At 71.4% G+C, this 25,602-nt stretch carries 25 protein-coding genes; 13 read left to right on the top strand and 12 right to left on the bottom strand.

Annotated elements, in window-relative coordinates; all coding sequences use genetic code 11:
• Positions 1-3 precede the first annotated feature (3 nt).
• The 5 genes from ACBR40_RS38765 to ACBR40_RS38745 are packed head-to-tail and all read left to right on the top strand — an operon-like array spanning position 4 to position 6,913.
• Positions 4-990: an ABC transporter permease gene (locus ACBR40_RS38765; RefSeq protein WP_371251921.1), complete on the top strand. Its 987-nt coding sequence runs from the start codon at positions 4-6 to the stop codon at positions 988-990.
• Positions 987-1,895, top strand: a complete 909-nt coding sequence (locus tag ACBR40_RS38760; protein WP_371251920.1) for an ABC transporter permease — start codon at positions 987-989, stop codon at positions 1,893-1,895. Before ACBR40_RS38765 ends, ACBR40_RS38760 begins: the two co-directional genes overlap by 4 nt.
• The gene (locus ACBR40_RS38755) at positions 1,892-4,054 is read left to right on the top strand and encodes a dipeptide ABC transporter ATP-binding protein (protein WP_371251919.1); all 2,163 of its coding nucleotides are present in this window, start codon (positions 1,892-1,894) and stop codon (positions 4,052-4,054) included. The genes ACBR40_RS38760 and ACBR40_RS38755 overlap by 4 nt, the downstream gene beginning before the upstream one ends.
• A gap of 18 nt (positions 4,055-4,072) precedes the next feature.
• Positions 4,073-5,767, top strand: coding sequence for an ABC transporter family substrate-binding protein (locus tag ACBR40_RS38750; RefSeq protein ID WP_344212751.1), 1,695 nt, complete (start codon positions 4,073-4,075; stop codon positions 5,765-5,767).
• Between the two features lie 51 nt (positions 5,768-5,818).
• On the top strand, positions 5,819-6,913 hold the full coding sequence (locus ACBR40_RS38745) for a DNA glycosylase AlkZ-like family protein (RefSeq protein ID WP_371251918.1): 1,095 nt from the start codon (positions 5,819-5,821) through the stop codon (positions 6,911-6,913).
• A gap of 7 nt (positions 6,914-6,920) precedes the next feature.
• Here ACBR40_RS38745 and ACBR40_RS38740 read toward each other — a convergent pair whose 3' ends face one another.
• The gene (locus ACBR40_RS38740) at positions 6,921-7,175 is read right to left on the bottom strand and encodes a hypothetical protein (RefSeq protein ID WP_344212755.1); all 255 of its coding nucleotides are present in this window, start codon (positions 7,173-7,175) and stop codon (positions 6,921-6,923) included.
• A gap of 146 nt (positions 7,176-7,321) precedes the next feature.
• Between ACBR40_RS38740 and ACBR40_RS38735 the strand changes: the two genes are divergently transcribed.
• The 3 genes from ACBR40_RS38735 to ACBR40_RS38725 all read left to right on the top strand — a co-directional run bounded on the left by ACBR40_RS38735 (position 7,322) and on the right by ACBR40_RS38725 (position 8,652).
• Positions 7,322-7,777, top strand: a complete 456-nt coding sequence (locus tag ACBR40_RS38735; protein WP_371251917.1) for a hypothetical protein — start codon at positions 7,322-7,324, stop codon at positions 7,775-7,777.
• Between the two features lie 83 nt (positions 7,778-7,860).
• Positions 7,861-8,304, top strand: a complete 444-nt coding sequence (locus tag ACBR40_RS38730; RefSeq protein ID WP_344212759.1) for a carboxymuconolactone decarboxylase family protein — start codon at positions 7,861-7,863, stop codon at positions 8,302-8,304.
• A gap of 180 nt (positions 8,305-8,484) precedes the next feature.
• On the top strand, positions 8,485-8,652 hold the full coding sequence (locus ACBR40_RS38725) for a hypothetical protein (protein WP_344212761.1): 168 nt from the start codon (positions 8,485-8,487) through the stop codon (positions 8,650-8,652).
• 2 nt (positions 8,653-8,654) lie between these two features.
• Here ACBR40_RS38725 and ACBR40_RS38720 read toward each other — a convergent pair whose 3' ends face one another.
• Together ACBR40_RS38720 and ACBR40_RS38715 are read right to left on the bottom strand one after the other, a co-directional pair.
• Positions 8,655-9,275 (bottom strand): pyridoxamine 5'-phosphate oxidase family protein, encoded by a 621-nt coding sequence (locus ACBR40_RS38720; RefSeq protein ID WP_371251916.1) that lies wholly within the window; start codon positions 9,273-9,275, stop codon positions 8,655-8,657.
• Positions 9,223-9,828: a helix-turn-helix domain-containing protein gene (locus ACBR40_RS38715; RefSeq protein WP_344212765.1), complete on the bottom strand. Its 606-nt coding sequence runs from the start codon at positions 9,826-9,828 to the stop codon at positions 9,223-9,225. Before ACBR40_RS38715 ends, ACBR40_RS38720 begins: the two co-directional genes overlap by 53 nt.
• Before the next feature lie 47 nt (positions 9,829-9,875).
• Between ACBR40_RS38715 and ACBR40_RS38710 the strand changes: the two genes are divergently transcribed.
• On the top strand, positions 9,876-11,339 hold the full coding sequence (locus ACBR40_RS38710; RefSeq protein ID WP_371251915.1) for an MFS transporter: 1,464 nt from the start codon (positions 9,876-9,878) through the stop codon (positions 11,337-11,339).
• 43 nt (positions 11,340-11,382) lie between these two features.
• On the opposite strand, the gene ACBR40_RS38705 is transcribed toward ACBR40_RS38710, so the two are convergent.
• Complete coding sequence (locus ACBR40_RS38705; RefSeq protein ID WP_344212770.1) at positions 11,383-12,465, bottom strand: PrsW family intramembrane metalloprotease; 1,083 nt, start codon at positions 12,463-12,465, stop codon at positions 11,383-11,385.
• A gap of 58 nt (positions 12,466-12,523) precedes the next feature.
• Positions 12,524-13,735: an amidohydrolase gene (locus ACBR40_RS38700; protein WP_371251914.1), complete on the bottom strand. Its 1,212-nt coding sequence runs from the start codon at positions 13,733-13,735 to the stop codon at positions 12,524-12,526.
• Positions 13,736-13,772: 37 nt separating this feature from the next.
• On the opposite strand from ACBR40_RS38700, the gene ACBR40_RS38695 reads away from it, so the two are divergent.
• From ACBR40_RS38695 to ACBR40_RS38685, 3 genes are all read left to right on the top strand, one after another.
• Entirely contained in the window at positions 13,773-14,171 is a 399-nt protein-coding gene (locus tag ACBR40_RS38695; RefSeq protein WP_371251913.1) for an ester cyclase, read from the top strand.
• Between the two features lie 29 nt (positions 14,172-14,200).
• Positions 14,201-14,686, top strand: coding sequence for a TIGR03618 family F420-dependent PPOX class oxidoreductase (locus tag ACBR40_RS38690; RefSeq protein ID WP_344212776.1), 486 nt, complete (start codon positions 14,201-14,203; stop codon positions 14,684-14,686).
• Positions 14,687-14,837: 151 nt separating this feature from the next.
• A complete protein-coding gene (locus ACBR40_RS38685; protein ID WP_371251912.1) occupies positions 14,838-15,659 on the top strand; it encodes a glycerophosphodiester phosphodiesterase in 822 nt (273 codons plus the stop codon).
• Between the two features lie 5 nt (positions 15,660-15,664).
• Here the strand turns inward: ACBR40_RS38685 and ACBR40_RS38680 are convergent, their stop codons facing one another.
• The 4 genes from ACBR40_RS38680 to nrdR all read right to left on the bottom strand — a co-directional run bounded on the left by ACBR40_RS38680 (position 15,665) and on the right by nrdR (position 20,291).
• Positions 15,665-16,114: a MarR family winged helix-turn-helix transcriptional regulator gene (locus ACBR40_RS38680; RefSeq protein WP_371251911.1), complete on the bottom strand. Its 450-nt coding sequence runs from the start codon at positions 16,112-16,114 to the stop codon at positions 15,665-15,667.
• Positions 16,101-16,844, bottom strand: a complete 744-nt coding sequence (locus ACBR40_RS38675; RefSeq protein WP_344212782.1) for an alpha/beta hydrolase — start codon at positions 16,842-16,844, stop codon at positions 16,101-16,103. Before ACBR40_RS38675 ends, ACBR40_RS38680 begins: the two co-directional genes overlap by 14 nt.
• A gap of 157 nt (positions 16,845-17,001) precedes the next feature.
• On the bottom strand, positions 17,002-19,839 hold the full coding sequence (locus tag ACBR40_RS38670; protein ID WP_344212784.1) for a vitamin B12-dependent ribonucleotide reductase: 2,838 nt from the start codon (positions 19,837-19,839) through the stop codon (positions 17,002-17,004).
• Positions 19,836-20,291 (bottom strand): transcriptional regulator NrdR, encoded by a 456-nt coding sequence (gene nrdR, locus ACBR40_RS38665; RefSeq protein WP_168016843.1) that lies wholly within the window; start codon positions 20,289-20,291, stop codon positions 19,836-19,838. Before nrdR ends, ACBR40_RS38670 begins: the two co-directional genes overlap by 4 nt.
• Before the next feature lie 2,387 nt (positions 20,292-22,678).
• Between nrdR and lexA the strand changes: the two genes are divergently transcribed.
• Positions 22,679-23,386 (top strand): transcriptional repressor LexA, encoded by a 708-nt coding sequence (lexA, locus tag ACBR40_RS38660; RefSeq protein ID WP_091092259.1) that lies wholly within the window; start codon positions 22,679-22,681, stop codon positions 23,384-23,386.
• A gap of 371 nt (positions 23,387-23,757) precedes the next feature.
• Here the strand turns inward: lexA and ACBR40_RS38655 are convergent, their stop codons facing one another.
• The 3 genes from ACBR40_RS38655 to ACBR40_RS38645 are packed head-to-tail and all read right to left on the bottom strand — an operon-like array spanning position 23,758 to position 25,225.
• On the bottom strand, positions 23,758-24,069 hold the full coding sequence (locus ACBR40_RS38655; RefSeq protein WP_329592267.1) for a metalloregulator ArsR/SmtB family transcription factor: 312 nt from the start codon (positions 24,067-24,069) through the stop codon (positions 23,758-23,760).
• Positions 24,066-24,554 carry an SRPBCC family protein gene (locus ACBR40_RS38650; RefSeq protein WP_371251910.1) on the bottom strand — a complete coding sequence of 163 codons (489 nt, stop codon included), beginning with the start codon at positions 24,552-24,554 and terminating at the stop codon, positions 24,066-24,068. Before ACBR40_RS38650 ends, ACBR40_RS38655 begins: the two co-directional genes overlap by 4 nt.
• A gap of 59 nt (positions 24,555-24,613) precedes the next feature.
• On the bottom strand, positions 24,614-25,225 hold the full coding sequence (locus tag ACBR40_RS38645) for a TetR/AcrR family transcriptional regulator (protein WP_371251909.1): 612 nt from the start codon (positions 25,223-25,225) through the stop codon (positions 24,614-24,616).
• Between the last annotated feature and the right edge of the window lie 377 nt (positions 25,226-25,602).

Below are 25,602 nucleotides of genomic sequence, written 5' to 3'. Positions count from 1 at the left end.
GCGATGGCCGGGTTCCTGGTCCGCAGGCTGCTCGGCTACACCGTGCTCGTCGTGGTGGCCGCCAGCCTCTCCTATCTGCTGGCCGCCGTCGCCCTCGACCCGCGCTCCAACTACGCCGACCGCACGCCCAAGCCGCCGCCCGCCGTGGTCGACGCGCAGCTCGCCGCGCTCAACCTCAACGACAAGGTCCCGCTGCTGCAGCGCTACGCCACCTGGGCGGGCGGGGTGGTCCGGGGCGACTTCGGCAGGACGATCACCGGTTCGCCGGTCGGCGACGACCTCAGGCGGCGCATGGGCGTGACGTTCCGGCTGGTGATCCTGGGGGTGTTCTTCGGCAGCCTGATCGGGGTGCTGGCCGGGGCGCTCGCCGCGGTCCGGCAGTACGGCTGGTTCGACCGGCTCTCCACCGGCCTGTCGTTCGTGGTGCTCGCGGTGCCGGTGGTCGTGGTGGCCAACATGCTGATCCTGCTGGCGTCCTGGGCCAACGAGCGGGTCTTCGGCCACCAGGTGCTGCTGGTCAGCGGCGAGTACACCGACGGGCTGACCTCCGGGTTCTGGGGCCAGGCCGTGGACCGGGTGCAGCACCTCGTCCTGCCGACGATCTCGCTGTCCGTCGGGCTCGCCGCCGTCTTCAGCCGCTACCAGCGCAACATGATGCTCGACGTGCTCGGCGCCGACTACGTGCGCACCGCCGTGGCCAAGGGGCTGAGCCGGCGCAAGGCGCTGCTCCGGCACGCGCTGCGCACGGCGCTGATCCCGGTGGCGACCTACTTCGCGTTCACGTTCGGGGCGCTGCTGACCGGGGCCACGTTCACCGAGAAGATCTTCGGCTGGCACGGGCTGGGCGAGCAGCTCATCAACTCGATCTTCAGCAACGACGTCAACACCGTCGCCGCCATCTCGCTGCTCGCGGGCGTCGCGGTGCTGTGCGCCTCGCTCGCCGCCGACCTGCTGCACGCGGCGCTCGACCCGAGGGTGCGGTCCGCATGACGCTGTCGCAGGAGGAGCTGGCCGAGGAGCTGAGCGACGGCGCGACCACGCGCGTCCCTTCCCGGACGCGGGTGGTGGCCGGGCGGTTCTTCCGCTCCCCGCAGGGGATCGCGGGCTTCGCGGTGCTGGCGGCCATGTTCCTGCTGGCCTTCGCCGGGCCGCTGGTCAGCCGGTGGAGCTACACCGACAAGGACTTCACCGCGTTCCTGCAGCCGCCCTCCCCCGACCACTGGTTCGGAACGCTCCAGACGGGCGCCGACGTCTTCGCCCTCACCCTGCGCGGCATGCAGAAGTCTCTGGTCGTGGGCCTGCTGGCGGCGCTGGTCTCCACGGCGCTCGCGGCCCTCGTCGGCGCGTTCGCCGGCTACTTCCTGGGCTGGACCGACCGCGTGCTGAGCTGGACCACCGACCTGCTGCTCGTGCTGCCCGCCTTCCTCGTGCTGGCGATCATGTCGCCGCTGTTCGGTGCCGGGCAGTGGGTGTTGTTCGTGATCATGCTGGCGCTGTTCCTGTGGATGGTGACCTCCAAGGTCGTCAGGGGGATGACCATCTCGCTCAAGGAGCGCGAGTTCATCCAGGCCGCCCGCTATATGGGCGTGCCGCCGGTGCGCATCGTCTTCCGGCACGTGATCCCCAACCTGTCGTCGCTGCTCGTCGTGGACGCCACGCTCAACGTCAGCGCGGCCATCCTGACCGAGACGTCGCTGTCCTACTTCGGGTTCGGCATCCAGCCGCCCGACGTGTCGTTCGGCACGCTGATCGCCGACGGGTCGAGGACGGCCATGTACGCGCCGTGGACGTTCTGGTTCGTGGCCGGGCTGCTGGTGGTGACGGTGCTCGCGGTCAACCTCGTCGGCGACGCGCTGCGCGACGCGTTCGACCCTGCGGCGAAGAGGGCGCGATGAGACCACCGGTCCTGGAGGTCACCGACCTCGGCGTCACCTTCGGCGGGGTGCCGGCCGTGCGCGGCGTCGGCTTCGCGGTGCTGCCCGGCGAGGTGCTGGCCATCGTCGGCGAGTCGGGGTCGGGCAAGTCCGTCACCTCGGCGGCCGTCATGGGCCTGCTGCCGCCGGGGGCGCGCGTCACCGGGTCGGTACGACTGCACGGCAAGGAGCTGATCGGCGCGCCCGCTCGCGAGCTCGACGCGCTGCGCGGCCGGACGATCTCGATGGTGTTCCAGGACCCGCTGTCGGCGCTCACGCCGGTCTACCGGGTGGGCGACCAGATCGCCGAGGCCGTGCGCGTACACCAGCGCGTGAGCAGGGAGAACGCCCTGGTCAAGGCGGTGGAGCTGCTGGAGCTGGTCGGCATCCCGCGCCCGGCCGAGCGGGCGCTCGCCTTCCCGCACGAGTTCTCCGGCGGCATGCGGCAGCGCGTGATGATCGCGATGGCCATCGCCAACGACCCCGACGTGATCATCTGCGACGAGCCGACCACCGCGCTCGACGTCACCGTGCAGGCGCAGGTGCTGGAGGTGCTGAAGACGGCGCAGCGCAAGACCGGCGCGGCGATCATCATGATCACGCACGACCTGGGGGTGGTGGCCGGCTTCGCCGACCGGGTGCTCGTCATGTACGCCGGCCGCCCCGTCGAGGTCGGCGGCGTCGACGACGTCTACTACCGGCCGCGCATGCCCTACACCGTGGGGCTGCTGGGCTCGGTGCCGCGCATCGACCGCCACGGCGGGCGGCTGACGCCGATCGAGGGCAGCCCGCCCTCCCCCGGCGCGCTGCCGCCCGGCTGCCCGTTCGCGCCGCGCTGCCCGCTGCACGTGGCCGCCTGCGACGAGCGCGAGCCTCCGCTGTACGAGGTGGGCGAGGGGCATCGGGCGGCGTGCATCCGCTGGGAGGAAGTCCGCCCCGCCGGCCTCGCCGAGGCGACCGGCCCCGCCGACGCCGCAGTTCCCGCGGGCCTCGCCGACACCAGCCCCGCTGTCCTCGCTGACACCGCCGGCTCCACTGTCCTCGCCGGCCCCGGCGACGCCGTCGGTTCCGGTGCAGCCGGTGCGGGCGCCGTAGCCAGTGCGGTCGGCGTCGAGCGGGCGGGAGGGTCGCGGCATCGGCGGACGGTGCTGGAGGTCAGTGGCCTGGTCAAGGACTACCCGCTGGTCAAGGGCGCGGTGTTCCGGCGGCGGGTGGGCACCGTGCACGCGGTCGCCGGGGTCGGTTTCGACATCCGCGAGGGCGAGACGCTGGCCCTGGTCGGCGAGTCGGGCAGCGGCAAGACCACGACGCTCACCCAGATCCTGGAGCTGGCCGCCCCGCAGGCCGGCCGCATCGTCGTGCTCGGCCGCGACACCTCCCGGCTCGGCCGGGCCGAGCGCACCGCGATCCGGCGCGACCTGCAGGTGGTCTTCCAGGACCCGCTGGCCTCGCTCGACCCGCGCATGACCGTCCACGACATCGTCGCCGAGCCGCTGCGCACGCACGGGCACCGGCGGCCGGGGCGGCGCGTGGCCGAGCTGCTGGCGCTGGTCGGCCTGGATCCCGAGCACGCCGCCCGCTACCCGCAGGACTTCTCCGGCGGTCAGCGGCAGCGCGTCGGCATCGCGCGGGCGCTGGCGCTGGAGCCCCGGCTGCTGGTGCTGGACGAGCCGGTCTCGGCGCTGGACGTGTCGATCCAGGCCGGCGTGATCAACCTGCTGGGCGCGTTGCGGTCCAGGCTCGGGCTGTCCTACCTGTTCGTGGCGCACGACCTGGCCGTGGTGCGGCATCTCGCCGACCGCGTGGCGGTCATGTACCTCGGCAGGATCGCCGAGATCGGCCGGGTCGAGGCCGTCTACGACACCCCGATGCATCCGTACACCCAGGCCCTGCTGTCAGCGATCCCGCTGCCCGACCCGGCGCGCGAGCGTTCCCGGCGGCGGATCCTGCTGGAGGGCGACCTGCCGAGCCCGGCCGACCCTCCGACGGGCTGCCGCTTCCGCACCAGGTGCCCCAAGTTCCGCGGCGAGCTCGCCGACGAAGAGCGCGGGCTCTGCGTCCAGGTGGAGCCCGACGTGCGGACGCTGGGCGAGGACCACGGCGCGGCCTGCCATTACGCCGAGAGGCGTGTCGTCGTATAGACCAGGAGGAACCGCTCGATGAAAGCAGCACGTCTCGTCCTCGCCCTGGCCGTGGCCGCGCCGCTGGCCCTGACGGGCTGCGGGGGCCGCTCCGGCGGCGGCGCGGGAGGCGCCGGGGGCCGGGGCGACGACCGTACGATCAGGGCGTTCGACATCAATCCGCGCCCGCGTGACCAGGTCAAGGACGGCGGCACGCTCCGGTGGGGCATCAACGAGCTGCCCGCGCAATGGAACCGCAACCACGTCGACGGCAACCTGGCGGTGGCGGCGTCGGTCAGCAACGCGCTGCTGCCCGCGCCGTTCTACTCCGACGAGAAGGCGGAGATCACGCCCGACCGCGACTACGTGCTGGAAGCCGAGGTCACGGCGCGGCGGCCGCGGCAGGTCGTCACCTACACGCTCAACCCGAAGGCCCATTGGTCCGACGGCAAGCCGATCACCTGGGCCGACTACCAGGCCCAGTGGCGGGCGCTCAACGGTAAGGACCCCGCCTATCGCATCGCCTCCGCGACCGGCTACCAGGACATCGAGAAGGTGGCGCGGGGCAAGGACGACCACGAGGTGGTGGTGACGTTCGCGCGGCCGTTCGGCGACTGGCAGTCGTTGTTCGGGCCGCTGCTGCCAGCCGCCACCAACTCCTCGGCGGAGGCGTTCAACACCGGGTGGCTCAACAGGATCCCGGTGACGGCGGGGCCGTTCAAGTTCGGCGGGTTCGACCAGACGGCCAAGACAGTCACGCTGGTGCGGGACGACGCGTGGTGGGGCGACCGGGCCAAGCTCGACAGAATCATCTACCGGGCGGCCGAGCAGGACTCGCTGATCGGCGCGTTCAGCAACGGCGAGCTCGACATCATCGACGTGGGCCCGTCCGCGCCCGACTTCGCGCGGGCCAGGGCCACCTCGGGCGCCCAGGTGCGGCAGGCGGCCGGCCCCGACTTCCGGCACTTCACCTTCAACGGCTCCAGCGAGCTGCTGCGTGACCGCAACGTGCGCCTGGCCGTTCAGCTCGGCATCAACCGGCAGGCCATCGCGCAGTCCGACCTCCAGGGCCTGGACTGGCCGATCGCGCTGCTCGACAACCACTTCTTCATGAACACCCAGGAGGGCTACCAGGACAACGCCGGCGAACACGGGGCCTACAACCCCACGCGGGCGCGGCAGCTCCTGGACGCAGCCGGCTGGCGGCTCGACGGCGCGGTGCGGAAGAAGAACGGCAAGCCGCTGGAGCTGCGCTTCGTGGTGCCGTCCGGGGTGCAGATCAGCAAGCAGGAGGGGGAGCTGGCGCAGAGCATGCTGGCCCAGATCGGGGTGAAGCTCACCATCCGGTCGGTGCCCAGCGGCGACTTCTTCACCAGCTACGTCATCCCCGGCAACTTCGACATCACGCCGTTCTCCTACATCGGCACGCCGTACCCCGTCTCCAGCAGCTTCGGCATCTACGCGAACGCGCCCGACGGCAAGACGTGGAACGCCAACTTCGGCCGCACCGGGTCGGCGGCCATCGACGAGGCCATGAGCCGGGCCGCGCAGAGCCTGGACCCGGCCGAGGGGCGCTCGCTCGCCAACGTCGCCGACCGGCTGCTGTGGCAGGAGGTCAACGTCCTGCCCCTCTACCAGCGGCCTCAGAACGTGGCCGTGAAGGAGACGCTGGCCAACGTGGGCGCGCGCGGCTTCTACGACCTGCACTACGAGAACATCGGCTTCACCGCCTGAGCCCGTGATCCGGCCGGCGGGAATGTCGGCCGGGTCCGGTAGAAAGGGCGGATGACGATTCGGGTGAACTGGGGGCAGATCCTCGCCTGGCGGCTGCGCAGGCAGTTCGTGAGCGGCGCCGACGGCGGCGACGCCGTGAGCGTCGCCAGGCGGCTCTGCGGCGTGCAGGCGCAGGTGGCCTCGTCCGCGGAGCTGGCGGTGGCGGTCCGCCAGGCCGAGCCGGAGCGCGGGGAGGTGGCCCGCGCCCTGTGGTCCGAGCGCACCCTGGTCAAGACCTGGCTCATGCGGGGCGGCACGCTGCACCTGGTGCCCGCCGACGAGCTGGCCTCCTACTGCGCGGCGCTCGCGACGCTGCGGTTCTGGGAGAAGGGCTCGTGGCAGCGCGGCCACGGGGTGACAGCCGACGAGATCGCGTTGATCATGGAGGCGGTTCCCGAGGCGCTGAAGGGCGACCCGCTGACCCGGGAGGAGCTGGTCGACGCCGTGGTGACGGTGACCGGCCGGACCCGGCTGCGCGAGGCGCTGGCGTCCGGCTGGGGCGCGCTGCTCAAGCCGCTCAGCCGCCTGGGCGAGCTGTGCTACGGCCCGCCGCGCGAGGGCCGGGTGACCTTCACCACCCCCGCGGGCTGGGTGCCGGGCTGGCCGGGCGAGCTGCCGCCGTACGAGGAGGCGGGCGTGCGGGTGGCGCGCGCCTTCCTGGGCGCGCACGGCCCGGCGACGCCGGAGATGTTCGACGGGTGGCTGTTCGGCGGGACGGCGCGCAAGGCGGTGCTGAAGGGCTGGTTCCACGCGCTCGCGCCCGAGCTGACCGAGGTCGAGACCGACGACGGGCTCACGCTGCTCGCGCTGTCGGAGCACGTGGACGAGCTGGCCGCCGGCCGCCCGTCCACGGCCGTGCACCTGCTGCCGGGCTTCGACCAGTACATTTTGGGCGCGCCGCGCACGCTCGCCCCGCTCATCCCGCCGGAGCTCAAGGCCAGGGTGAGCCGCCAGGCGGGCTGGATCTCCCCCGTCGTCGTGCACGAGGGGCGGGTCGCGGGCGTGTGGGAGCACCGGGACGGCGACGTGGCCCTCGACCTGGCCGTTCCGGTGCCGGCGGAGCCGCTGGCGGAGGCCGTCGCGCGGCTGCGTCCCCTGCTGGCCTAGCCGGGGCTCAGGTGGTGGCGCTGCCCGCCATCACCCGGTCGACGATGCCGTCGCTGCCCTCCTGGCGGGCGCAGTGCGCGCAGCAGTACCAATGCTCGCCCGACTGGACGCCGTGCCCGATGACCTTGGTGCCGCAGTGCTCGCAGATCGGCGCCATCGCCTCGATCGCGCACTGGAAGCAGTCGAAGGTGTGCACCGCGCCCTGCGCGTGCACTTCGAACGCCATGTCGTAGTCGTTGCCGCAGGTCTCGCAGATGGCCATGGTGATCCCCTCGGTAGTCGATCCGCCGGGGGGATACCCGGTTCCTGGGCGTACCTTTCCCAAGAAAGCGCCATATTCCGGCTCCGTTTGCCATCACGGTCAAGAGCCAGTAAAGATCGTCGCCGACCCTGTTTCCCCTCGAAGGGATGACCGTGCTCGCACGTACCGTTCTCGCGGCCGCCCTGGCCACCGCCGGGCTCGCCGCGCTTCCTTCCTCCGCCTACGCCGCCACGGCGGCGCACACGCCGGAGCGCATCTGCGGCTCCGGCTTCCACCGTGTCGACGACGGCCACCGCGCGATGAAGACGCGCGGCGGAGCCGTTTTCGGGCACGTCTACCTGATGTACAACAGGCGCAGCGGCCAGAACTGCGTCGCCGCGATCAAGACCGCGTACCGGGGCGTCCGCACCGTCACCGGGGCCTACCTGGAGGTGCGCGGCGGCGGCAAATCGGAGGACGCGCAGAAATACCGCTACTACGCAGAGACCGGTCACCTGGCCGGGAGCTGGAAGTGCGTACGCTACGCCGGCTGGACCCGCGACCCGGACAACCGCGTGGAGGCGTGGGGCGGCCGCCAGAGCTGGGGCAACTGCAAGGGCTGAGATTTCCCGGCCCGAGGTTGTCACATCGCGGCGGCCTGCCCCGTCCAGTACCCGTAAGCGCGAAACACCTACGGGAGGCTGCCATGAGCCAGCGGATCAACATCGTCAAGCACGTGCCCGAGATCTACCATCACCTCATCGAGGTGGAGAAGATCCTGCACGGGAGCGAGCTGCCCACCGCCACCCTGGAGCTGGTGAAGCTGCGGGTCAGCCAGATCAACGGCTGCGCCTACTGCGTGGACATGCACAGCCGTGACATGAAGAAGGCCGGCGAGAGCGACGAGCGCATGTGGATGGTGGCCGCCTGGCGCGAGGCCACGGTGTTCACCCCGGCCGAGCGGGCCGCGCTGGCGCTCGCGGAGGAGGCCACCCGGCTGCCCGACCGGGAGGCCGTGCCGGACGCGGTGTGGGAGCAGGCCCGCGAGCACTACGACGACAAGCAGCTCGCGCTGCTGATCGCGGCCATCGCGATGATCAACGCCTGGAACCGGGTCGGCGTGACCTCCCGGCTCACGCCCGGCGCCTGACCGGAACGGGGCTGGAGCCGCGCTGGAACCGGGCCGCCGAACCGGCGGCCCGGCTCCGGCTCCGCGAGCCAAGGCCGGCTGCCGCCGCGCTGACCGGGTCCTTTTGCCTGCTTCTTACACCGAACTTACGGGGGTATCGATAGATAACATCAGTAACGAAAACATCACGGGGGGCTTACGATGAAGAGGCTTGTGGTGGTGCCGCCACACATCGCCAGGCACAAGGTCCGCGACATCCGTTCGGCAGACCGCCGCAAGCCCCCCGCAGATCCCAAGGTCGTCGACCTGCGCGCCTACACCGGCCGCAACGTCCTCCGCTTCCCCGGCGGCCCGGCGCCCGCCGCCTGACGCTAGGAGGCGTACAGCTTCTTGGCGTAGGTCGCGCCGTAGTACGCCTCCAGCTCCTCCAGCGACTCCTCCACCTTCTGCACGTCCTTGGTGATCCGCGCGTGCGAGGGCAGGTCGTCGCCCCAGGTCTCGGGCTTCCAGAGCGACGAGCGCAGGAACGCCTTCGCGCAGTGGAAGAAGATCTGCTCGATCTCGACGACGATCGCCAGGTGCGGGCGGTGGCCCTTCACGACCAGCTCGTCGAAGAACGGGGCCTCGCGGACGAGCCGGGCTCGGCCGTTGATGCGCAAGGTCTCGTTGCGGCCGGGGATCAGGAAGATCAGTCCGACGTGCGGGTTGCGCAGGATGTTGATGAAGCCGTCGGCGCGGCGGTTGCCGGGCCGGTCGGGGATGGCGATCGTGGCGTCGTCGAGCACGTGGACGAACCCGGCCGGGTCGCCCTTGGGCGAGACGTCGCACGCGCCGTGCTCGCCGGAGGTGGCGATCAGACAGAACGGCGAGGCGGCCAGCCACTGACGGTCGCGCTCGTGCAGCCGCACCCGCTCCTTGGTCGCCGCCCTCGGCATGACCTCACCGAGCAGCTCGCGCAGCTCGGCCTCGGACCCGATTTCCGCCCAGCTCATGTGATCTCCCTTCAGGGGTTTCCCCCATCTTGTCAGGGATCGGGGCGAGCATCCTGTGCGGCGACCGAAGGGCGAGACTGACCAGGTCAGTACGCTTGTCGTCGCGCAGCCCCGGCCCCGGCCGCACCTCGACCTCCTCCAGCGGCACGCTCCGGCCGCACGTCCCGCAGACCGAGTAGGGATCCAGGAGTGAGCCGCAGGTGACGTGGGCGTACAGCCGCCGGGGACCGTTCGCGGTCAGGTGACGGTCGCCCCACTGGGCGAGGGCCAGCACCGGCACCCACAGCTCGCGGCCCATGGGGGTCAGGACGTACTCGTCGCGGGGCGGCGCGTCCTGGTAGCGGCGCCGTTCGAGCACGCCGGCCTCGACGAGCGCGCTCAGCCGCTGGGACAGCACCGCCTTGGGGATGTCGAGGTGGGCTTGGAAGTCGGCGAAACGGCGCACGCCGCACATCGCGTCACGGACCACGAGCAGCGTCCAGCGTTCGCCGAGCACCTCCAGGGTCTTGGCGAAGGAGCAGTCCTGACCGTCGTAGTTCTTGCCGAGCGCCATGCACCCCATGTTAGTTCATTCACCGAACCGTGATACCGTCCGGCGCTATGAGTTCATTGACCGAACCGACTCAGGCCGTGCGGCGCGGAACCCTGGCCGTGGCCTCCGTCGCGCCGCTGCTGGTGCTGTCCAACTTCACGCTGCCGATGGTGACGCTGCCGGAGATGGCGCGGGACCTCCACGCCGGGCCCACCGGGCCGGTGTGGATGCTCGGCTCGATCGCGCTCGGGCTGGCGTCGCTGCTGCTGGTCTCCGGCGGGCTGGCCGACGACCACGGCCGCAGGCGGGTCCTCGTCGCGGGCTCGCTCGTGCTGGCCGCCGCGAGCGCCGTGGCCGCGGCGGCCCCGTCGGTGGCCGTGTTCGTGGCCGCCCGGCTCGTCCAGGGAGGGGCGAGCGCCGCGATGCTGGCCGCGAGCCTCGGCATCGTCGGGCACGCCTACCCGCCGGGGCCCGGGCGGGTCCGCGCCACCGGCAGGTACGGCGCCATGATGGGCCTCGGCACCCTGCTCGGCCCGCTGCTGTCCGGCGCGCTCGCCGCGCTGACCGGCTGGCGTACGGTCTACGCGCTGATGGCGGCCTCGGCCACCGCGCTGGCGATCGCCGCGGCCCGCCGGCTGGAGGAGTCGCGCTCGCCGGCGCGGCGCCGCTTCGACGTGCCCGGCGTGGTGCTGCTCACCCTGGGCGTGGCGGCGCTGGTCGCGGGGGTGACCGAGGGCCGGGCCGGCTGGACGCGGCCCGTGGTGCCGGGCGCCTTCGTGCTGGCGGCGGTGCTGCTGGCGGCGTTCGTTGCGGTGGAGCGGCGGCGGGAGGAGCCTTTGCTGGACCTGGCGCTGTTCCGGCGGCCCGCGTTCCTGCTGAGCACGGGGTCGGCGATGGTCGTGGGGGCCGCGATCGTGGGGCTGCTCAACTACCTGCCCACCGTGCTGCAGGTCGCGCACGGGCTGACGGCGCTGGACACGGCGCTGCTGTTCGCGGTCTGGTCGGGGCTGTCGTTCGCGGGCTCGCTGCTGACCCGGCACGTCCGGCTGAGCTCGGCCGCGCGGCTGGCGCTGGGGCTCGCGCTGACGGCGGCCGGGTTCGCCGCGCTGCTCGGCGTGGGCGCGGCGCTGTCGCTGCCGCTGGTCGTGGCGGGGCTGACGGTGAGCGGCGCCGGGTCCGGCCTGATCAACTCCGCGATCACCCACCTGGCCGTCGAGAGCGTGCCGGCGCACCAGGTGAGCATGGGGTCGGGGGCCAACAACACCGCCCGGTATGTCGGCTCGTCCCTTGGGGCGGCGGGCGTGGCGGCGATCGTCGGGGCGCTGGGGCCGGCGCGCGGCGCGGACGTGGCGATCGGCGCGTGCGTCGTGCTCACCGCCGTGACGGCCCTCGCCGTCTGGTCAGCCGCCCGGTCGTCGAGCCGGTCGTCGGGTCGATTGTTCAGCCGGTCGTCAGGCCAGTCGTCCAGCCGGGCGGCGGCACAGGCGGCTGCACAGGCGGCTGCGCGGTCGGCTGCTGGGCCGGCCGCCTGATCGCTCCGACACCGGCGCCGGTCCGATCACCAGCGCCGCCCGATCACCAGCGCCGCGCCTGGGCCATGACCCCCAGATAGGCGTCCCGCTCCACCGCGAACCTGACCGGGTCCAGCTCCCTCCGCTCGGCCCGCAGATGGAGGATCGTCAGCTCGGTCGCGGCCTGCTGGTAGTCGCTCATGGCCCGGCCGAGGCCCGCCCGCCGGGCCCACTTGCGGGCCGCCTTGCGCGCGGGGAGCGTGGTGAGCATGCGGACGTCGGCGTCGGAGATCAGCCCGGTGTGCTGGTAGATCGGCAGGTAGAGAGCCATCTTGCCGACGAGGTGACGGCGCTCGTTCACGGTGACGACGACCAGCGTGACGAGCGTCGCCATGATCACCAGGTAGGCGCCGCCCAGCCAGGTGAGCGAGCCCGTGCTGGCGGCGCCGTTCCACAGCGCGTGCAGGAAGACCGCGCCGAGGTAGCCCAGCGGGATCATGGCGTACCTGAAGGTCGTGCGGCGGGTGATCGCGTAGGCGACGCCGAGCCCGATCAGCGAGGTGTAGATCGGATGGCCGAGCGGGTCGATCAGCCCCCGCACCACGAAGAGCTGGATCGCCGCCCCCGGCCCGTCCGCGCCGAACGCGAGCAGGTAGTAGCCGACGTTCTCCACGGCGGCGAAGCCGAGGCCGGCCATGGAGGCGTACACGATGCCGTCGGTCAGGTTGTCGATCTCCTGGCGGCGGCGCAGGAGCAGCAGCAGGGCCGCGCCTTTGAGCGCCTCCTCGATCACGGGGGCGAGGTAGACGGTGCCGATGCTCTCGGCGACCGCGGAGCCGTAGCCGGTCTTCACCCACTCCTGGCCCACGAAGGTCAGGGCGATGCCGAGGACGATCGCCACCCCCGCGCCCCACGCGAACGCGAAGGCGAGGTGCAGCTTCGGCTCCGGCTCCAGCCGGTCGAGGGAGAGGACCGCGGCGAGCAGCACCGGCAGGGGCGCGAACGCGAGCAGCATGGACAGCCCGAACCCGACGGGACCGCCCGCGACCAGCATGACCGCCAGCGTGATGAGCGCGAGGAGCCCGGAGACGACCAGACCGAGCAGCAAAGCCTTGCTGGGGCGCTGCGCGAGCGTCGGTGCAGTCATGGTGGTGCCTCTCTTCCCTTCGGTCCGCCCACTATGCGCCCCCCGCATCGACAAGCGCTTAACGGCTGCTTGATTCCCGGTAGTACGGGTCCGCCACCGAAGCCTCACCGTCCGTGTACGAATACACCTCCTTGCCGGAGATGAACACCCGCAGCGCCCGGCTCATCACGTCCAGGGGGTCGCCGGACCAGATCACCACGTCGCCGTCGAGCCCCGGGCGCAGCGCGCCGACCCGGTCGGCGAGCCCCATGATGCGAGCCGGGTTGACGGTGATCGAGCGCAGCGCCTCGGCCGCGTCGAGCCCTTCCTTCACCGCGAGCGTGGCCTGGTGGACGAGGAAGTGGATCGGCACCACGGGATGGTCAGTGGTGATCGCCAGCTCGACGCCGGCCCGCGCGAGCACGCCGGGGTTGCGCAGCGAGCGCTGACGCAGCTCGACCTTCGACCGGCTGGTGAACAGCGGCCCGATGATCACCGGCACGTTCCGCTCGGCCAGGACGTCGGCCAGCAGGTGCCCCTCGGTGCCGTGGTTGATGATCAGCCGGTAGCCGAACTCGTCGGCCAGGCGCAGCGCGGTGGCGATGTCGTCGGCCCGGTGCGTGTGCTGGCACCAGGGCAGCTCGCCGTCGAGCACGCGGACGAGGACCTCCATCGTGCCGTCGCGGTCGAACGGCTTGTCCTCGCGGGCCGCCGCGTCCTTCCTGGCGCGGTAGTCCTGGGCCTTCATGAACGCGTCGCGGATCACCGCGGCGACGCCCTGGCGGGTGGAGGGCAGCTTCTTCTGGTCGCCGTAGACGCGCTTGGGGTTCTCGCCGAGCGCGCTCTTGACGCTCGTCGGCTCCTTGACCAGCATCTCGTCGACGGACCTGCCCCAGCACTTGACGGCGACGGTCTGGCCGCCGATCGGGTTGCCGGAGCCCGGCTTGATCACCGCGGTGGTGACGCCGCCGGACAGGGCGTCTGCGAAGGCCAGGTCCGCGGGGTTGATCGCGTCGAGCGCGCGCAGCCGGGCGCCGTTGGGGTCGGTCATCTCGTTGGTGTCGCTGCCGGCCCACCCCTCGGCCTCCTCGTGCACGCCGAGGTGGCCGTGGGCCTCGACGAACCCGGGCAGCACCCACGCGCCCGCGGCGTCCACGATCGTGGCGTCCTCGGGGATCCGGACGTCCGCGCCGACTTCGGCGATCTTCCCGTTCGTGATGAGCACGGTGCCGCCGTCGATGGGGTCGCCGTCGACAGGCACGACATATCCGCTGGTAATTGCAAGGTTCACGACTCGTAACTTATCGGTATGGGGGTAGGGGCCCCGCATGATCGCCGAACTGTACCGACGATGGCTGCTCGACATGTGGAACGGCGACTTCGGGCTCGCCCACGACCTGGTCACCCCCGGATTCGTCGGGCACTGGCCCGGCATGGACGTCCACGGTCCCGACGGGCTGGCCGAGGCGCTGCGGCAGGGGCACGCGCCGTTCGAGGACGTCACGCTCACGCTCGACGTGGGGCCGATCGTGGACGGGGACCAGGTCGCCGCGCGGTGGACGTTCGCCGGGACGTACCGGGGCGGCCTGCCCGGCGCGACCGCCGAGCCGGGCACCAGGATCGCCTTCAGCGGACACGACCTCCTGCGGGCCGAGGACGGCAGGTTCGCCGAATACTGGGTGATCTCCGATGCCCAGACGTTGAACCGCCAGCTAGGGATAGGGTGATACCTCCGCAATCCGGACGGGGGTGGCAGGTGTCGGAGCAGTACGCGCCGGGCGCGGACCCGGCGTTCCGCCCGCTCGCCGACGACGAGCTGTCGGCGCTGCTCGCCCGGCAGCGCTTCGGCGCGCTGGCCACCGGCGACGCGGGCGGCCGCCCCCAGCTGTCCACCGTGCTGTACCGCTGGGACGCCGAGCAGCGCGTCGTCCGCATCTCGTCCCTCGCCGACCGCGCCAAGGTGCGCCGGCTCCACCGGGACCCGCGCTGCGCGCTGTACGTCGCCAGCGACGGCTTCGACGCGTACGCGGTGGCCGAGGGCTCGGCGGAGCTGTCACCGGTCACCAGCGAGCCGGGGGACGAGGTGGGCAGGGAACTGCTCGCCATGCAGGCGGGGCTGGCCGACCCGGCGGACGAAGGGGCGTTCCTGCGCCGGATGGTCGCCGACCGGCGGCTGGTGATCCGGATCAGGGCGGCGCGCCTGTACGGGACGGCACTCGGCTCCGCATCCGCGACCCTCTGAACGAACGGTGACGGCACCTTCTGCCGGTGTGAGCTTTGTGGCGTGTCGGATGCTCATCACCTGGGCATCTGTGGTCTACTCTGCACTCAACCCTTAGTCACCCTCACTTGTCACCGTCGGTTCATCGGCCTCTCCCCGACGGAGGAGACCCATGTTCCGACACCTCGTCCTCACCCTCGCCCTGACGTTCGCCGCCACCCCCGCCTGGGCCCAGACCTCGACCACGAGCCCTATCGACATCGCGCACCGGGGCGCGTCCGCGTACGCCCCCGAGAACACCATCGCCGCCTTCCACCTGGCCGACGACCTGGGCGCGGACCTGTTCGAGCTCGACGTCCAGGAGACCAAGGACCACGAGCTGGTCCTGATGCACGACACCACCCTGTCCCGCACCACCGACGTGGAGGACGTCTATCCCGACCTGTCGCCGTGGCGGGTCGGCGACCTGACGCTCGCCCAGATCCGCCGCCTCGACGCCGGCTCCTGGGCCGGATCCCGGTACGCGGGCGAGCCGGTGCCCACGCTCGGCGACGCGCTGGACGCGATGGCCGGCTCCGGCATGGGCCTCCTCCTGGAGGTCAAGTCCCCGGCGCTCTACCCGGGCATCGAGCGACGCATCGCCGACGAGCTCCGCAGGCACCCCGCCTGGCAGGCACCGGGCCTGCTGGTGGTGCAGTCGTTCGACTGGCAGTCCATGCGGACCCTCCACGGTCATCTGCCGCAGGTGCCGATCGGACTCCTCGGCACGCCGCCGGCCGCCGAGCTGCCGCGGCTGGCCAAGTTCGCCGACCTCATCAACCCGCCGCACACCGCGCTCACGGCCGCGTACGTCCAGCGCGTCCACGCCCTCGGCATGCGTACGCTGGCCTGGACCGTGGACAGCCCGAGCGCCATGCGCCGCCTGCTGGACCAGGGCGTGGACGGCATCATCACCAACCGCCCCGACGTGCTGCGCGAGCTTCTGGACTCCTGACCCGGTCAGCGGCGGCGGGCGAGCGCCTGCCCAGCGGGCAGGTCGCCGACGAAGGCCCGCAGGAAGCCGATGACCGGCTCCAGGTCGCGGCCCTCGGCGGCGGCGTCGATGGACCGGTAGAGCTCCTCCTCGACCTCCGCGATCCGCCGCCCCAGCCGGACCCCCTCCTCGGTCAGGGACAGCTCGACGGCGCGGCGGTCGTACGGCGGCACGTCCCGCCTGACCAGGCCGACCGTGACCAGCCGGTCGGCGAGCCGGCTCGGGCTGTTGCCGCTCTCGCAGACCAGCAGCTCGCCGAGGCCGTTGAGGCTGAGCGGGCCGTGTTCGCCCAGGACGCGGATGACCTCGGCCTGGGAGGGCGTCACCCCGAGCGGCCGCAGGGCCTGGGCGAGCAGCCGGTTGCCCTCCCGCTGCGCGGCCAGGATCAGGTAGCGCAGCTCCTCAGCGGCCCGCATGCGCCACCTCGCCGACCCTGGCCAGGAACTCCTCGACCGCCCGCGCGTACGTCACCGGATGCGTGAACCGGAACATGTGCCCAGTGCGCTCCAGCACCACCTCGCGAGCGCCGGGGATGCCGGTCCGCATGATCCCGGCCGCCTCGGGGCCGATCAGCTCGTCATGGGACGGCGTGATGATCAGCGTGGGCGCCTCCACCCGGCCGAGCCGGGCGGTGTAGTCGGCGGCGAGCGCCGCCGTCACCCGCGCCCCGAACGACGCCGCCGGCGTGTTGTCCAGGAAGAGCCGCCGGCTGTCGGCCGCGCTCCAGGGCACCTGCCCCTCCCCGTCGTGCGGCGAGGACAGCCGCCGGGCGTGCGCCCGCAGCACGACCTGCCGGTACAGCCCGCCCCGCAGCCTGCCCATGACCCGCATCGCCCCCTTCCAGAGCGGCGACGACACCGGGTCGGCGGCGAACCCGCCCGACATCACCAGGCCCCGCAGCCCGGCCGGCCGGCGTACGGCGAGGGCGAGCGCGACGTTCGCCCCGAACGAGTCGCCGACCAGCACGTAGTCGTCCAGGTCCGCGACCTGCGCCGCGAGGTGGTCGGCGTAGACCTCCATGTCGTCCACCCCTTCGGGCAGCCGGTACGTGCGCAGCGGCCGGTGCGCCAGCGGAGCGAGCCGCCCGAGCTCCCACGGAGCACCCGAGAAGCAGGGGACGAAGACCAGTGTGGGTTCATGTGCCATGCCTAATTAATGACACGACATATATGTCGTGTCAACTATTAGAGGGAACGAAGGCCGACGCCCCTGATGGCGGGACGTCGGCCTGGCGCTCCTGCCCTCGACCAGCCTCGCGGCCGGCCTCCTCCGGGCCGCGGCGGGCCCGGAGGAGACGATCGCCTCAGCTGCAGCCGCTGGTGGAGCCGCAGCCCTCGCAGACGTAGCAGCTGCCCGCCGGCCGCATCTTGGTGCCGCAGGTCATGCAGAGCGGAGCGTCGGCGACGAAGCGCTGGTGGCTCTCCAGCGTCAGCTCCTGACCCGCCGCCACCGACTCCGGCTCGGCGGCCTGCTTGGGCTTCTGCTTCTCCTCGATCGGCGCCGACTGGGCCAGCGCCTCGCGGTCCACCGCCTCCTGCAGCGCCGCCGGGTCCTCCCCGCGCTGCTGCGCGGCCCGCTCCGCCGCCGAGAACAGGCCGAGGGCGGCCCGCTCGTCGTACGGCAGGTAGTCGAGCGCCAGACGGCGGAAGATGTAGTCCATGACGGACGCGGCCATCCGGATGTCCGGGTCGTCCGTCATGCCGGCGGGCTCGAAGCGCATGTTGACGAACTTCGAGACGTACGTCTCCAGCGGCACGCCGTACTGGAGCCCTATCGAGATCGCGACCGAGAAGGCGTCCATGACGCCCGCCAGCGTCGACCCCTGCTTGGACATCTTGAGGAACACCTCGCCGAGCCCGTCGTCGGGGTAGGACGAGGCGGTCATGTAGCCCTTGGCGCCGCCCACCGTGAAGCGGGTGGTGGTGCTCGGCCGCTGGTTGGGCATGCGCCGGCGGGTCGGCCGGTTGACCTCGATGACCTTGATCTCCGGCTCGGCGACCTCGGCGGCCGGCTCCTCCTTCTTGGCGCCGTTGCCGACCGAGAGCGGCTGGCCGACCTTGCAGTTGTCGCGGTAGACGGCCAGGGCCTTCAGGCCGAGCTTCCAGCCCTCCATGTAGACCTGCGCGATGTCGTCGATCGTCGCCGACTCGGGCAGGTTGACCGTCTTGGAGATCGCGCCGGACAGGAACGGCTGCGTGGCCGCCATCATCCGCACGTGCCCCATGGGAGCGATCGCCCGCTCGCCCATCGCGCAGTCGAACACCTCGTAGTGCTCCTGGCGCAGGCCCGGCGCGTCGACGACGTGCCCGTGCTCGGCGATGTATTCGACGATGGCCTCGATCTGCTCCTGCTGGTAGCCGAGCAGCTTGAGCGCCCGCGGGATCGTCTGGTTGACGATCTGCATGGACCCGCCGCCGACGAGCTTCTTGAACTTGACCAGCGCCAGGTCGGGCTCGATGCCGGTCGTGTCGCAGTCCATCATGAGGCCGATCGTGCCCGTGGGGGCGAGCAGGCTGGCCTGGGCGTTGCGGTAGCCGTTCCTCTCGCCCAGCTTGAGGCACTCCGACCACTCGCGGGACGCCTGGGCGTGGATCGTGGCGTCCATGGTGCCGACCGTGCGCAGGTCGTCGTTCGCCGCGGCGTGCTTGCGCATGACGCGCTTGTGCGGCTCGGCGTTCCTGGCGTAGCCCTCGTACGCGCCCACGACCCCGGCCAGCTCGGCGCTGCGCCGGTAGGACACACCGGTCATCAGGGACGTGATCGCCGCGGCCACGGCCCGGCCGCCGTCGGAGTCGTAGGCGTGGCCGGTCGCCATGAGCAGCGCGCCCAGGTTGGCGTAGCCGATGCCGAGCTGCCGGTAGGCCCGCGTCGTCTCGCCGATCTTCTCGGTCGGGAAGTCGGCGAACGAGATCGAGATGTCCATCGCGGTGATGATCAGCTCGGTCAGCTTGACGAAGTCGGCGACGTTGAAGGTGTTGTCGTCCTTCAGGAACTTCAGCAGGTTGATGCTGGCCAGGTTGCAGGAGGAGTTGTCCAGGTGGACGTACTCGCTGCACGGGTTGCTGGCGGTGATGCGGCCGGTCTCGGGGGTGGTGTGCCAGTCGTTGATCGTGTCGTCGTACTGGACGCCGGGGTCGGCGCACTCCCAGGCGGCCTTGGCCATCTTCTGGAACAGGTCCCTGGCGTCGATCTCCTCGATGACCTCGCCGGTGAGACGGGCGCGCAGGCCGAACTTGTCGCCCTTCTCCACCGCGCGCATGAACTCGTCGGAGACGCGCACGGAGTTGTTGGCGTTCTGGTACTGGACGGAGACGATGTCCTTGCCGCCCAGGTCCATGTCGAAGCCGGCGTCGCGCAGCGCGCGGACCTTGTCCTCCTCGCGCGCCTTGGTCTCGATGAACTCCTCGATGTCGGGGTGGTCGACGTCGAGGACGACCATCTTGGCCGCCCGGCGGGTCGCGCCGCCCGACTTGATGGTGCCTGCGGAGGCGTCCGCGCCGCGCATGAAGCTCACCGGCCCGCTGGCGGTGCCACCGCTGCTGAGCAGCTCCTTGGACGAGCGGATCCGGGACAGGTTGACCCCCGACCCCGAGCCGCCCTTGAAGATCACGCCTTCTTCCTTGTACCACTCCAGGATCGACTCCATCGTGTCGTCCACGGAGAGGATGAAGCACGCGCTCACCTGCTGCGGCGACTGCGTCCCCACGTTGAACCACACGGGCGAGTTGAACGCGAACACCTGGTGCGCCAGGGCGTGCTTCAGCTCGTGGTCGAAGATCTCGGCGTCCTCGTCGCTGGCGAAGTAGCCGTGCTCGATGCCCGTACGGGTGTAGACGCCCACGACCCGGTCGATCAGCTGCTTCAGGCTCCACTCGCGCTGCGGCGTGCCCACCGCGCCGCGGAAGTACTTGGTGGTCACGATGTTGGCCGCGTTGACCGACCAGAACTCGGGGAACTCGACGCCCCGCTGCTCGAAGTTCACCGAGCCGTCGCGCCAGTTGGTCATGACGACGTCGCGGCGCTCCCACTGGATCTCGTCATACGGGTGCACGCCGGGCTTGGTGAAGATCCGCTTCATCTTCAGTCCCTTGCGCGGACGCTTGCCCCCGCGTGCCACTGAACCGCTGGCCGTCTCCGTCACGACTCCCCCTTCTCCGCCTTCAACTGCCTGATCTCGGCCTCGAAGTCCGCCAGGCTCTCGAAACCGCGGTACACCGATGCGAACCGCAGGTAGGCCACCTCGTCGAGCTCCCGCAGCGGGCCCAGGATGGCCAGGCCCACCTCGTTGGACGGGATCTCGGCCGCGCCCTTGGCCCTGATGGCCTCCTCCACCCGCTGCCCGAGCTGGGCCAGTGAATCCTCACTGACCGGCCTGCCCTGGCACGCCCGCCGCACGCCCGCGACGACCTTGTCCCGCGAGAACGGCTCCGTCACCCCGCTGCGTTTGCTCACCATGAGCAGTACGGTCTCCTGGGTGGTGAAGCGACGCCCGCATTCCGGACACGTGCGGCGCCTCCTGATGGCCGCGCCGTCGTCCGTGGAGCGGCTGTCGATGACCCTGGTGTCAGGGTGGCGACAGAACGGACAGTGCACGCGCTCGCCTCCTAGACCCGGCCACCACAACGCACCGCCGGACCGCCATGACGGGACGCTCGCGCACACCCCATGGAGAACCATGGAGCGGTCACGAAAACACAAGGTGTGGTGAACTACATCGGTGTAACTACTAGATGTTGTGGTCCAACCGTAGAAGCGCGCGACCATGAACGCAAGTTGAGCGGCGCCGCCCGATCGAAGTGGCTGATCAGCACACGCGCGCCCGGAGGGGCCCGGCGTGTCGCGTCGGAGGGCGTCACACCCCTTGCTGACCGCCACGGTGGTGAACAAACCTCACAACGGTACCGGACACCTCAGCCTGCCCGGTCACCTCGCCGCTTCCCCTGGCCAAAGGCCCTTTTATGGCGTGAGACCCGTCCGAAAAAGGTCGAAGGGCACGGACGCCCGGCTGCACGGACCCCACCGGCACCGCCACGTTCGCCGCCTACTTCATCGAGACCAGCGACGCTCATCAACCGGATCGCCGAACGCCCTCGGCCATGATGATGAACCGTCCGCTGCGAAACGGCTCGCCTACACGTCACGCCGTGCCACAGGACCAGGCCGTTCCACGGCGGCGGGTCCTCGTCGGGGTAGAGGTGGGCGCGGACGGCCGAGTTGATCCCGTCGGCGCCAACGAGCAAACCCTCTACGGTCCCACCGGCTGCCACCAGCGGCGCGGCAACGCACCCCACTGGCTCGGCCCCACTGGCTCAGCCCCAGCCGCTCGATCCCGCCAGCGGCGCGGCGGCGCACCCCACCAGCCTGACCCCGCCGGATCGACCCCGCCAGCGGCACGACAGCGCACCCCGCCAACTCGGCCCCACCAACTCGGCCGCGCCGACTCGGCCCCACCGACTCGGCCGCGTCAGCGGCGCGGCGGCGGCCGCTGACTCCAGGGAGGACCCGACACTCGCCGCCCGACGCCGTCATGAGAGCGCCTAGGGGACCGCGACCAGCACGCATCACCCCGAGACGCCACTCGGCGGATCGCCGCCGAGTGCCGTACCCCGGGGCACCGTCGTACTCCTACAAACTCCTCGGCGCCTCGCCTTCATGGACCACCACCGAGAAGAGCGCGGCGTGCCCAGACGCAGGGGCCTGCGCCGCCGCATGACTGGCCGTCCGGGTGCCGAGCCAGTAGCCGGCGAGCAACAGCAACACCATCGCCACGACCACCACGGCCCGCCCGCGTCGCGTCAACCGCACCGGTGGCGCCGCCTCCGCCCGCCCGCGAACCCCGCCCAGCCGGCCGCGCCGCACCCTCGGACGACCGGCTTCCCCAGCCGGACGCCCGCACCGCGCCCCCGAGGACTCAGTGACACCGCTCCCAGCCAAGGAGAGCCGGCGCCCACCGGACGCACCGCCCGCCGAGGACGGAAGACCGTCTACCGGAGCCGGGAGGACGGCGCCCTGTCCGGCCGCCTCCCGGCCAACGGGCGCCGCTCTCCCCCTGCGGGACTTGATCGCAGCCTGCGGCGACGCGGGCGTGTCCCTCCCGAGGCGGCGGGGGCGTCTCAGGCCGAGGCGGAAGCGTCTGCCGGTTCCAGGCCCTCCCCGACCCGTACCGGCCTTTGACCCTCGCCATCCCTCGCTTCGAGCGCCCTGCTCCTCCCGCCCTGGGGCTGTGGGCCCCTCGACAGCGTCCGCTCTCCAGGCGGGAGCGCCGTCCGGTCGCCTCGGGGCGGGTATGCGGCGGCCCGTCGGCGGCCCCCGCCGCACCGCCTTCAGCGAGCCGCGGGTCTCGGACGAGCCCTCGGCTCCTGGACGACGACGTTCGGACGCGCCCCGGCGGTCGTCACGCCCCGGGGGCGGCTCCTCGCAGGTGCCGTCCTCGTCCGGGCGGGGCGGGGGGACCAGGCGCAGCCGGGGCCTCCCCTGCCCCGAGCCGCCGGCACCGCGAACGGCACCCCGAACGGCGTCAAAACCGGCGTCTCGGGCGGCACCGTCACCTGCGCCGGGTGAAGAGCCCCCGCGCCTTCCCGAACCACCCGGAGGGAACCCCAACCTCTTGCCGGAATTTCCGCGGCCCCCGGCTTCCGCCCGCGTATTGTCTGGACGTCGGTCCTTGCTCTGCGTGGCGTCGGCGATGAGCGTGAGGCGTTTGGCGTCTTCGCTGGTCGTGTCCGTGTTTGTGGTCGTTCGCATGGTTGACCTCCCGCCGTGTGGCCCGAGGAAAAGGCCAAATAAGATCAGCAAATCGAACACGGTGTCGATCGAACTCCCGTACGATGTTGTACACCACACTCGCGCCAATTTCGAGGAAGACTCGAACAATTGTTTGAAGATGATCTTCATTCGGGATACGGTCGCGGTGTGCGACATGAAGACCACAGAACGGGAGCTTCGCCGGTGAGGCAGGCATCCGGGCGAGGAGGAGCAGCATGACCGAGCGGGATGACGCGAACGGGGTCAGCGACCTCGCGGTGCGCCGACGCGACTCCCTGGGCCTCACGCCCAGGCAGCGCAAGATCCTGGAAGTGATCCGCGACTCGGTGCAGCAGCGCGGATATCCGCCCTCCATGCGGGAGATCGGCGAGGCCGTGCAGTTGACGAGCACCTCCAGCGTGTCTCATCAGCTGACCGCTTTGCAGCGCAAGGGCTACCTCAGGCGCGACCCGCACCGCCCCCGCGCTCTGGAGGTGCGCCTGCCGGGCGAGCCCGTGATGTGGGTCGACCCCGACGCCACCGACGAGGAGCTGACGGTCAGCCGCCCAACCGCCGCGTACGTCCCGCTCGTCGGCCGCATCGCCGCCGGTGGGCCCATCCTGGCCGAGGAGAGCGTCGAGGACGTCTTCGCGCTGCCGAAGCAGCTCGTCGGCGAGGGCACCCTGTTCCTCCTGCAGGTCGCCGGTGACTCGATGATCGACGCCGCCATCGCCGACGGCGACTGGGTCGTCGTACGCCAGCAGCCGGTCGCCGAGAGCGGCGACATCGTGGCCGCCATGATCGAGGGCGAGGCCACGGTCAAGACGTTCAAGCGCAAGGACGGGCACATCTGGCTGGTCCCCCACAACCCGAACTACGAGCCGATCCCCGGCGACGAGGCCAGCGTCCTGGGCAAGGTCGTGGCGGTCCTGCGCCGGCTCTGACGACCGGCGGACACCGCGGCGGGCGACGAACGAAGGGCCGGGGCCGGGGCACCTCGCCCGCCGCGACACCGAGATCCTTCCTGTTCTGGCGCACACTCGAAGATGGCTGAGTCTCCCGAGGCCCGCCGGGGACCGGGGTACGGCACCGCACCGCCAACCCCGGCCCGCCCACGCCCCCGCCGACCCATGCCCTGGCCAGCTCGGGCTCCAGCCCGCTCATGCCCCATGCCCCGCCCATGTCCCGGCCCGCTCGGGCCCTGGCCTGCCCAGGTCCGGCCCCCGCTCGGCGCCCCCGGGCGCCGCCGGGGAGATCGTCATCAGCGCCTGTTCGCCCGATCAGCTACCAGCCGGACATGATGCCGGGATTCCGCTCAGTCGTCCGGTGTCGTGTCGAGGTGGCGTTCAAGCGCGTCAAGTCGATCGCTCCACAACCGCCGGTACGGCGCCAGCCAGGCGTCGATGTCCGCCAGAGGCTCGGGCCGCAGCCGATACCAGCGGCGCTGCGCCTCCTTGCGGACCTCGACCAGGCCGGCCTCGCGCAGCACCTTCAAGTGCTTGGACACCGCCGGCTGTGTAAGGTCCAGCCGGCCGACGAGGTCCCCGGCCAGGCGTTCGCCGTCGCGCAGCAGGTCGAGGATCTCCCGCCGCCGGGGCTCCGCCAGGACCTCGAAGGCGGTTTTCATGCCAAGGCCCGCTGATATGCGGCCTGCAGCTCGTGACTGACGGAGGCATCGGTCGGGCGGCCGTCCAGCAGGGCCTCCAGCGCGTCCAGCCCGGCATGCCAGCCGGCGCCCAGCGCGGGTGCGGTGTCAGGATCGTCGACGATGTTCGTGAACACCAGCCGGCATCCGTCGTCGCCGTCAGGCTCCAGCTCCCAGCGCAGGATTTCCGAGCCCCACGTGTACTCCAGCAGTTTCGGCGGATCGACCCGGACGACCTCGCCCTCGCCGGCCATCGTCCCCTGCCGGTCAACGAAGGCGATCCTGGCGCCGGGAACGAGGTCGAACCGGAACCGGTCGTAGTCCAGGAGCTGCACGAACCAGGCACGCAGCTGATCGGTCTCGCTGATCGCGCGCCAGACCTTGGCCTGCGGGTGCCGGAGTCTGCGTTCGAATCGCAGGGCGACGCGGCCGTCTTCGGTCCTGTGCACCGTTCCGAGCGTGCTCATGGCTCTCCCCGGGTCGTAGTTGCCTGGCTAGCTATATAGCCATCGTGGCATATAAGGTGTCAAGAACGCGACCGCGGAGCCGGTGCGGGAGGAACGACACAGGCGAGGGCGTCGCGCACGACGTCGGCGAAGGAGGCGGCGCTGCCGGGGGCGAGCCAGTGCCGCCCCGCCACGCGGATGGCCCCGGCGACCGCGGCGGCGGTGACGGCAGGGAAGAGGTCACGTTCCGGGTCCATCCCCGCGCGGGCCGCGATCGCCTCGGCGAGCGGCCCCTCGGCCATGGTGAACGCCTTGAGCGCCTCGCCCTCCAGCTCCGGCGTCGACATGATCATCCGCAGTCCGGCCCTGTCGGGCTCGGGGTCGGTGTACAGCTCCAGCATGGCCGCGATGATGGCGCGATCCAGCGGCTCGTCGGCCGGCCGGGCGGCCAGCGCCTGTCCCGCGCGTCTGGACTGATCCGCTTGGAAGGAGCAGATCGCCTCCTCCCGGCTGGAGAAGTAGTTGTTGTAGGTGCGCGGGGAAACCCCCGCCGCCGAGGCGATGTCCTGGACGCGCACCAGCGCCAGCCCGTGGGGGCCCTGGTCGATGGCCAGCCGGAGCGCGGCATGGCTGATCGCCTCGCGCGTGGCCTGCTTGTGGCGCGCCCGCAGGTTCATGGCGTCGTCGTTCATGGCAGAACTCTACATTCATTGCGTGGCACGCACATAATGCGTGACACGCAAGATGTGGTTATAGTGTCGGCAGGCGGCCGGCAGTCAAGCCCGCCCATCGCCCATCATCCGACGCAGGCCGGGACGGCGAGGTCCCGAGGGCAGGCCGGCCGCCCTCGACGGACCGTCCGTCGCGGGCGCCGTCCCGGGCCTCCCCCATCGAAGAGCACAGGAGCAGGAATGACGTCCAAGATGATCGCATTCGACGAGCACGCCCGGCGCGGTCTCGAGCGCGGTATGAACCAGCTCGCTGACGCCGTCAAGGTGACCTTGGGCCCCAAGGGCCGCAACGTCGTGCTGGAGAAGAAGTGGGGCGCCCCCACGATCACCAACGACGG

Source organism: Nonomuraea sp. AD125B (assembly GCF_041402765.1).
Lineage (GTDB): Bacteria > Actinomycetota > Actinomycetes > Streptosporangiales > Streptosporangiaceae > Nonomuraea > Nonomuraea bangladeshensis.
This window is presented reverse-complemented; position numbering and strand designations above follow the sequence as displayed.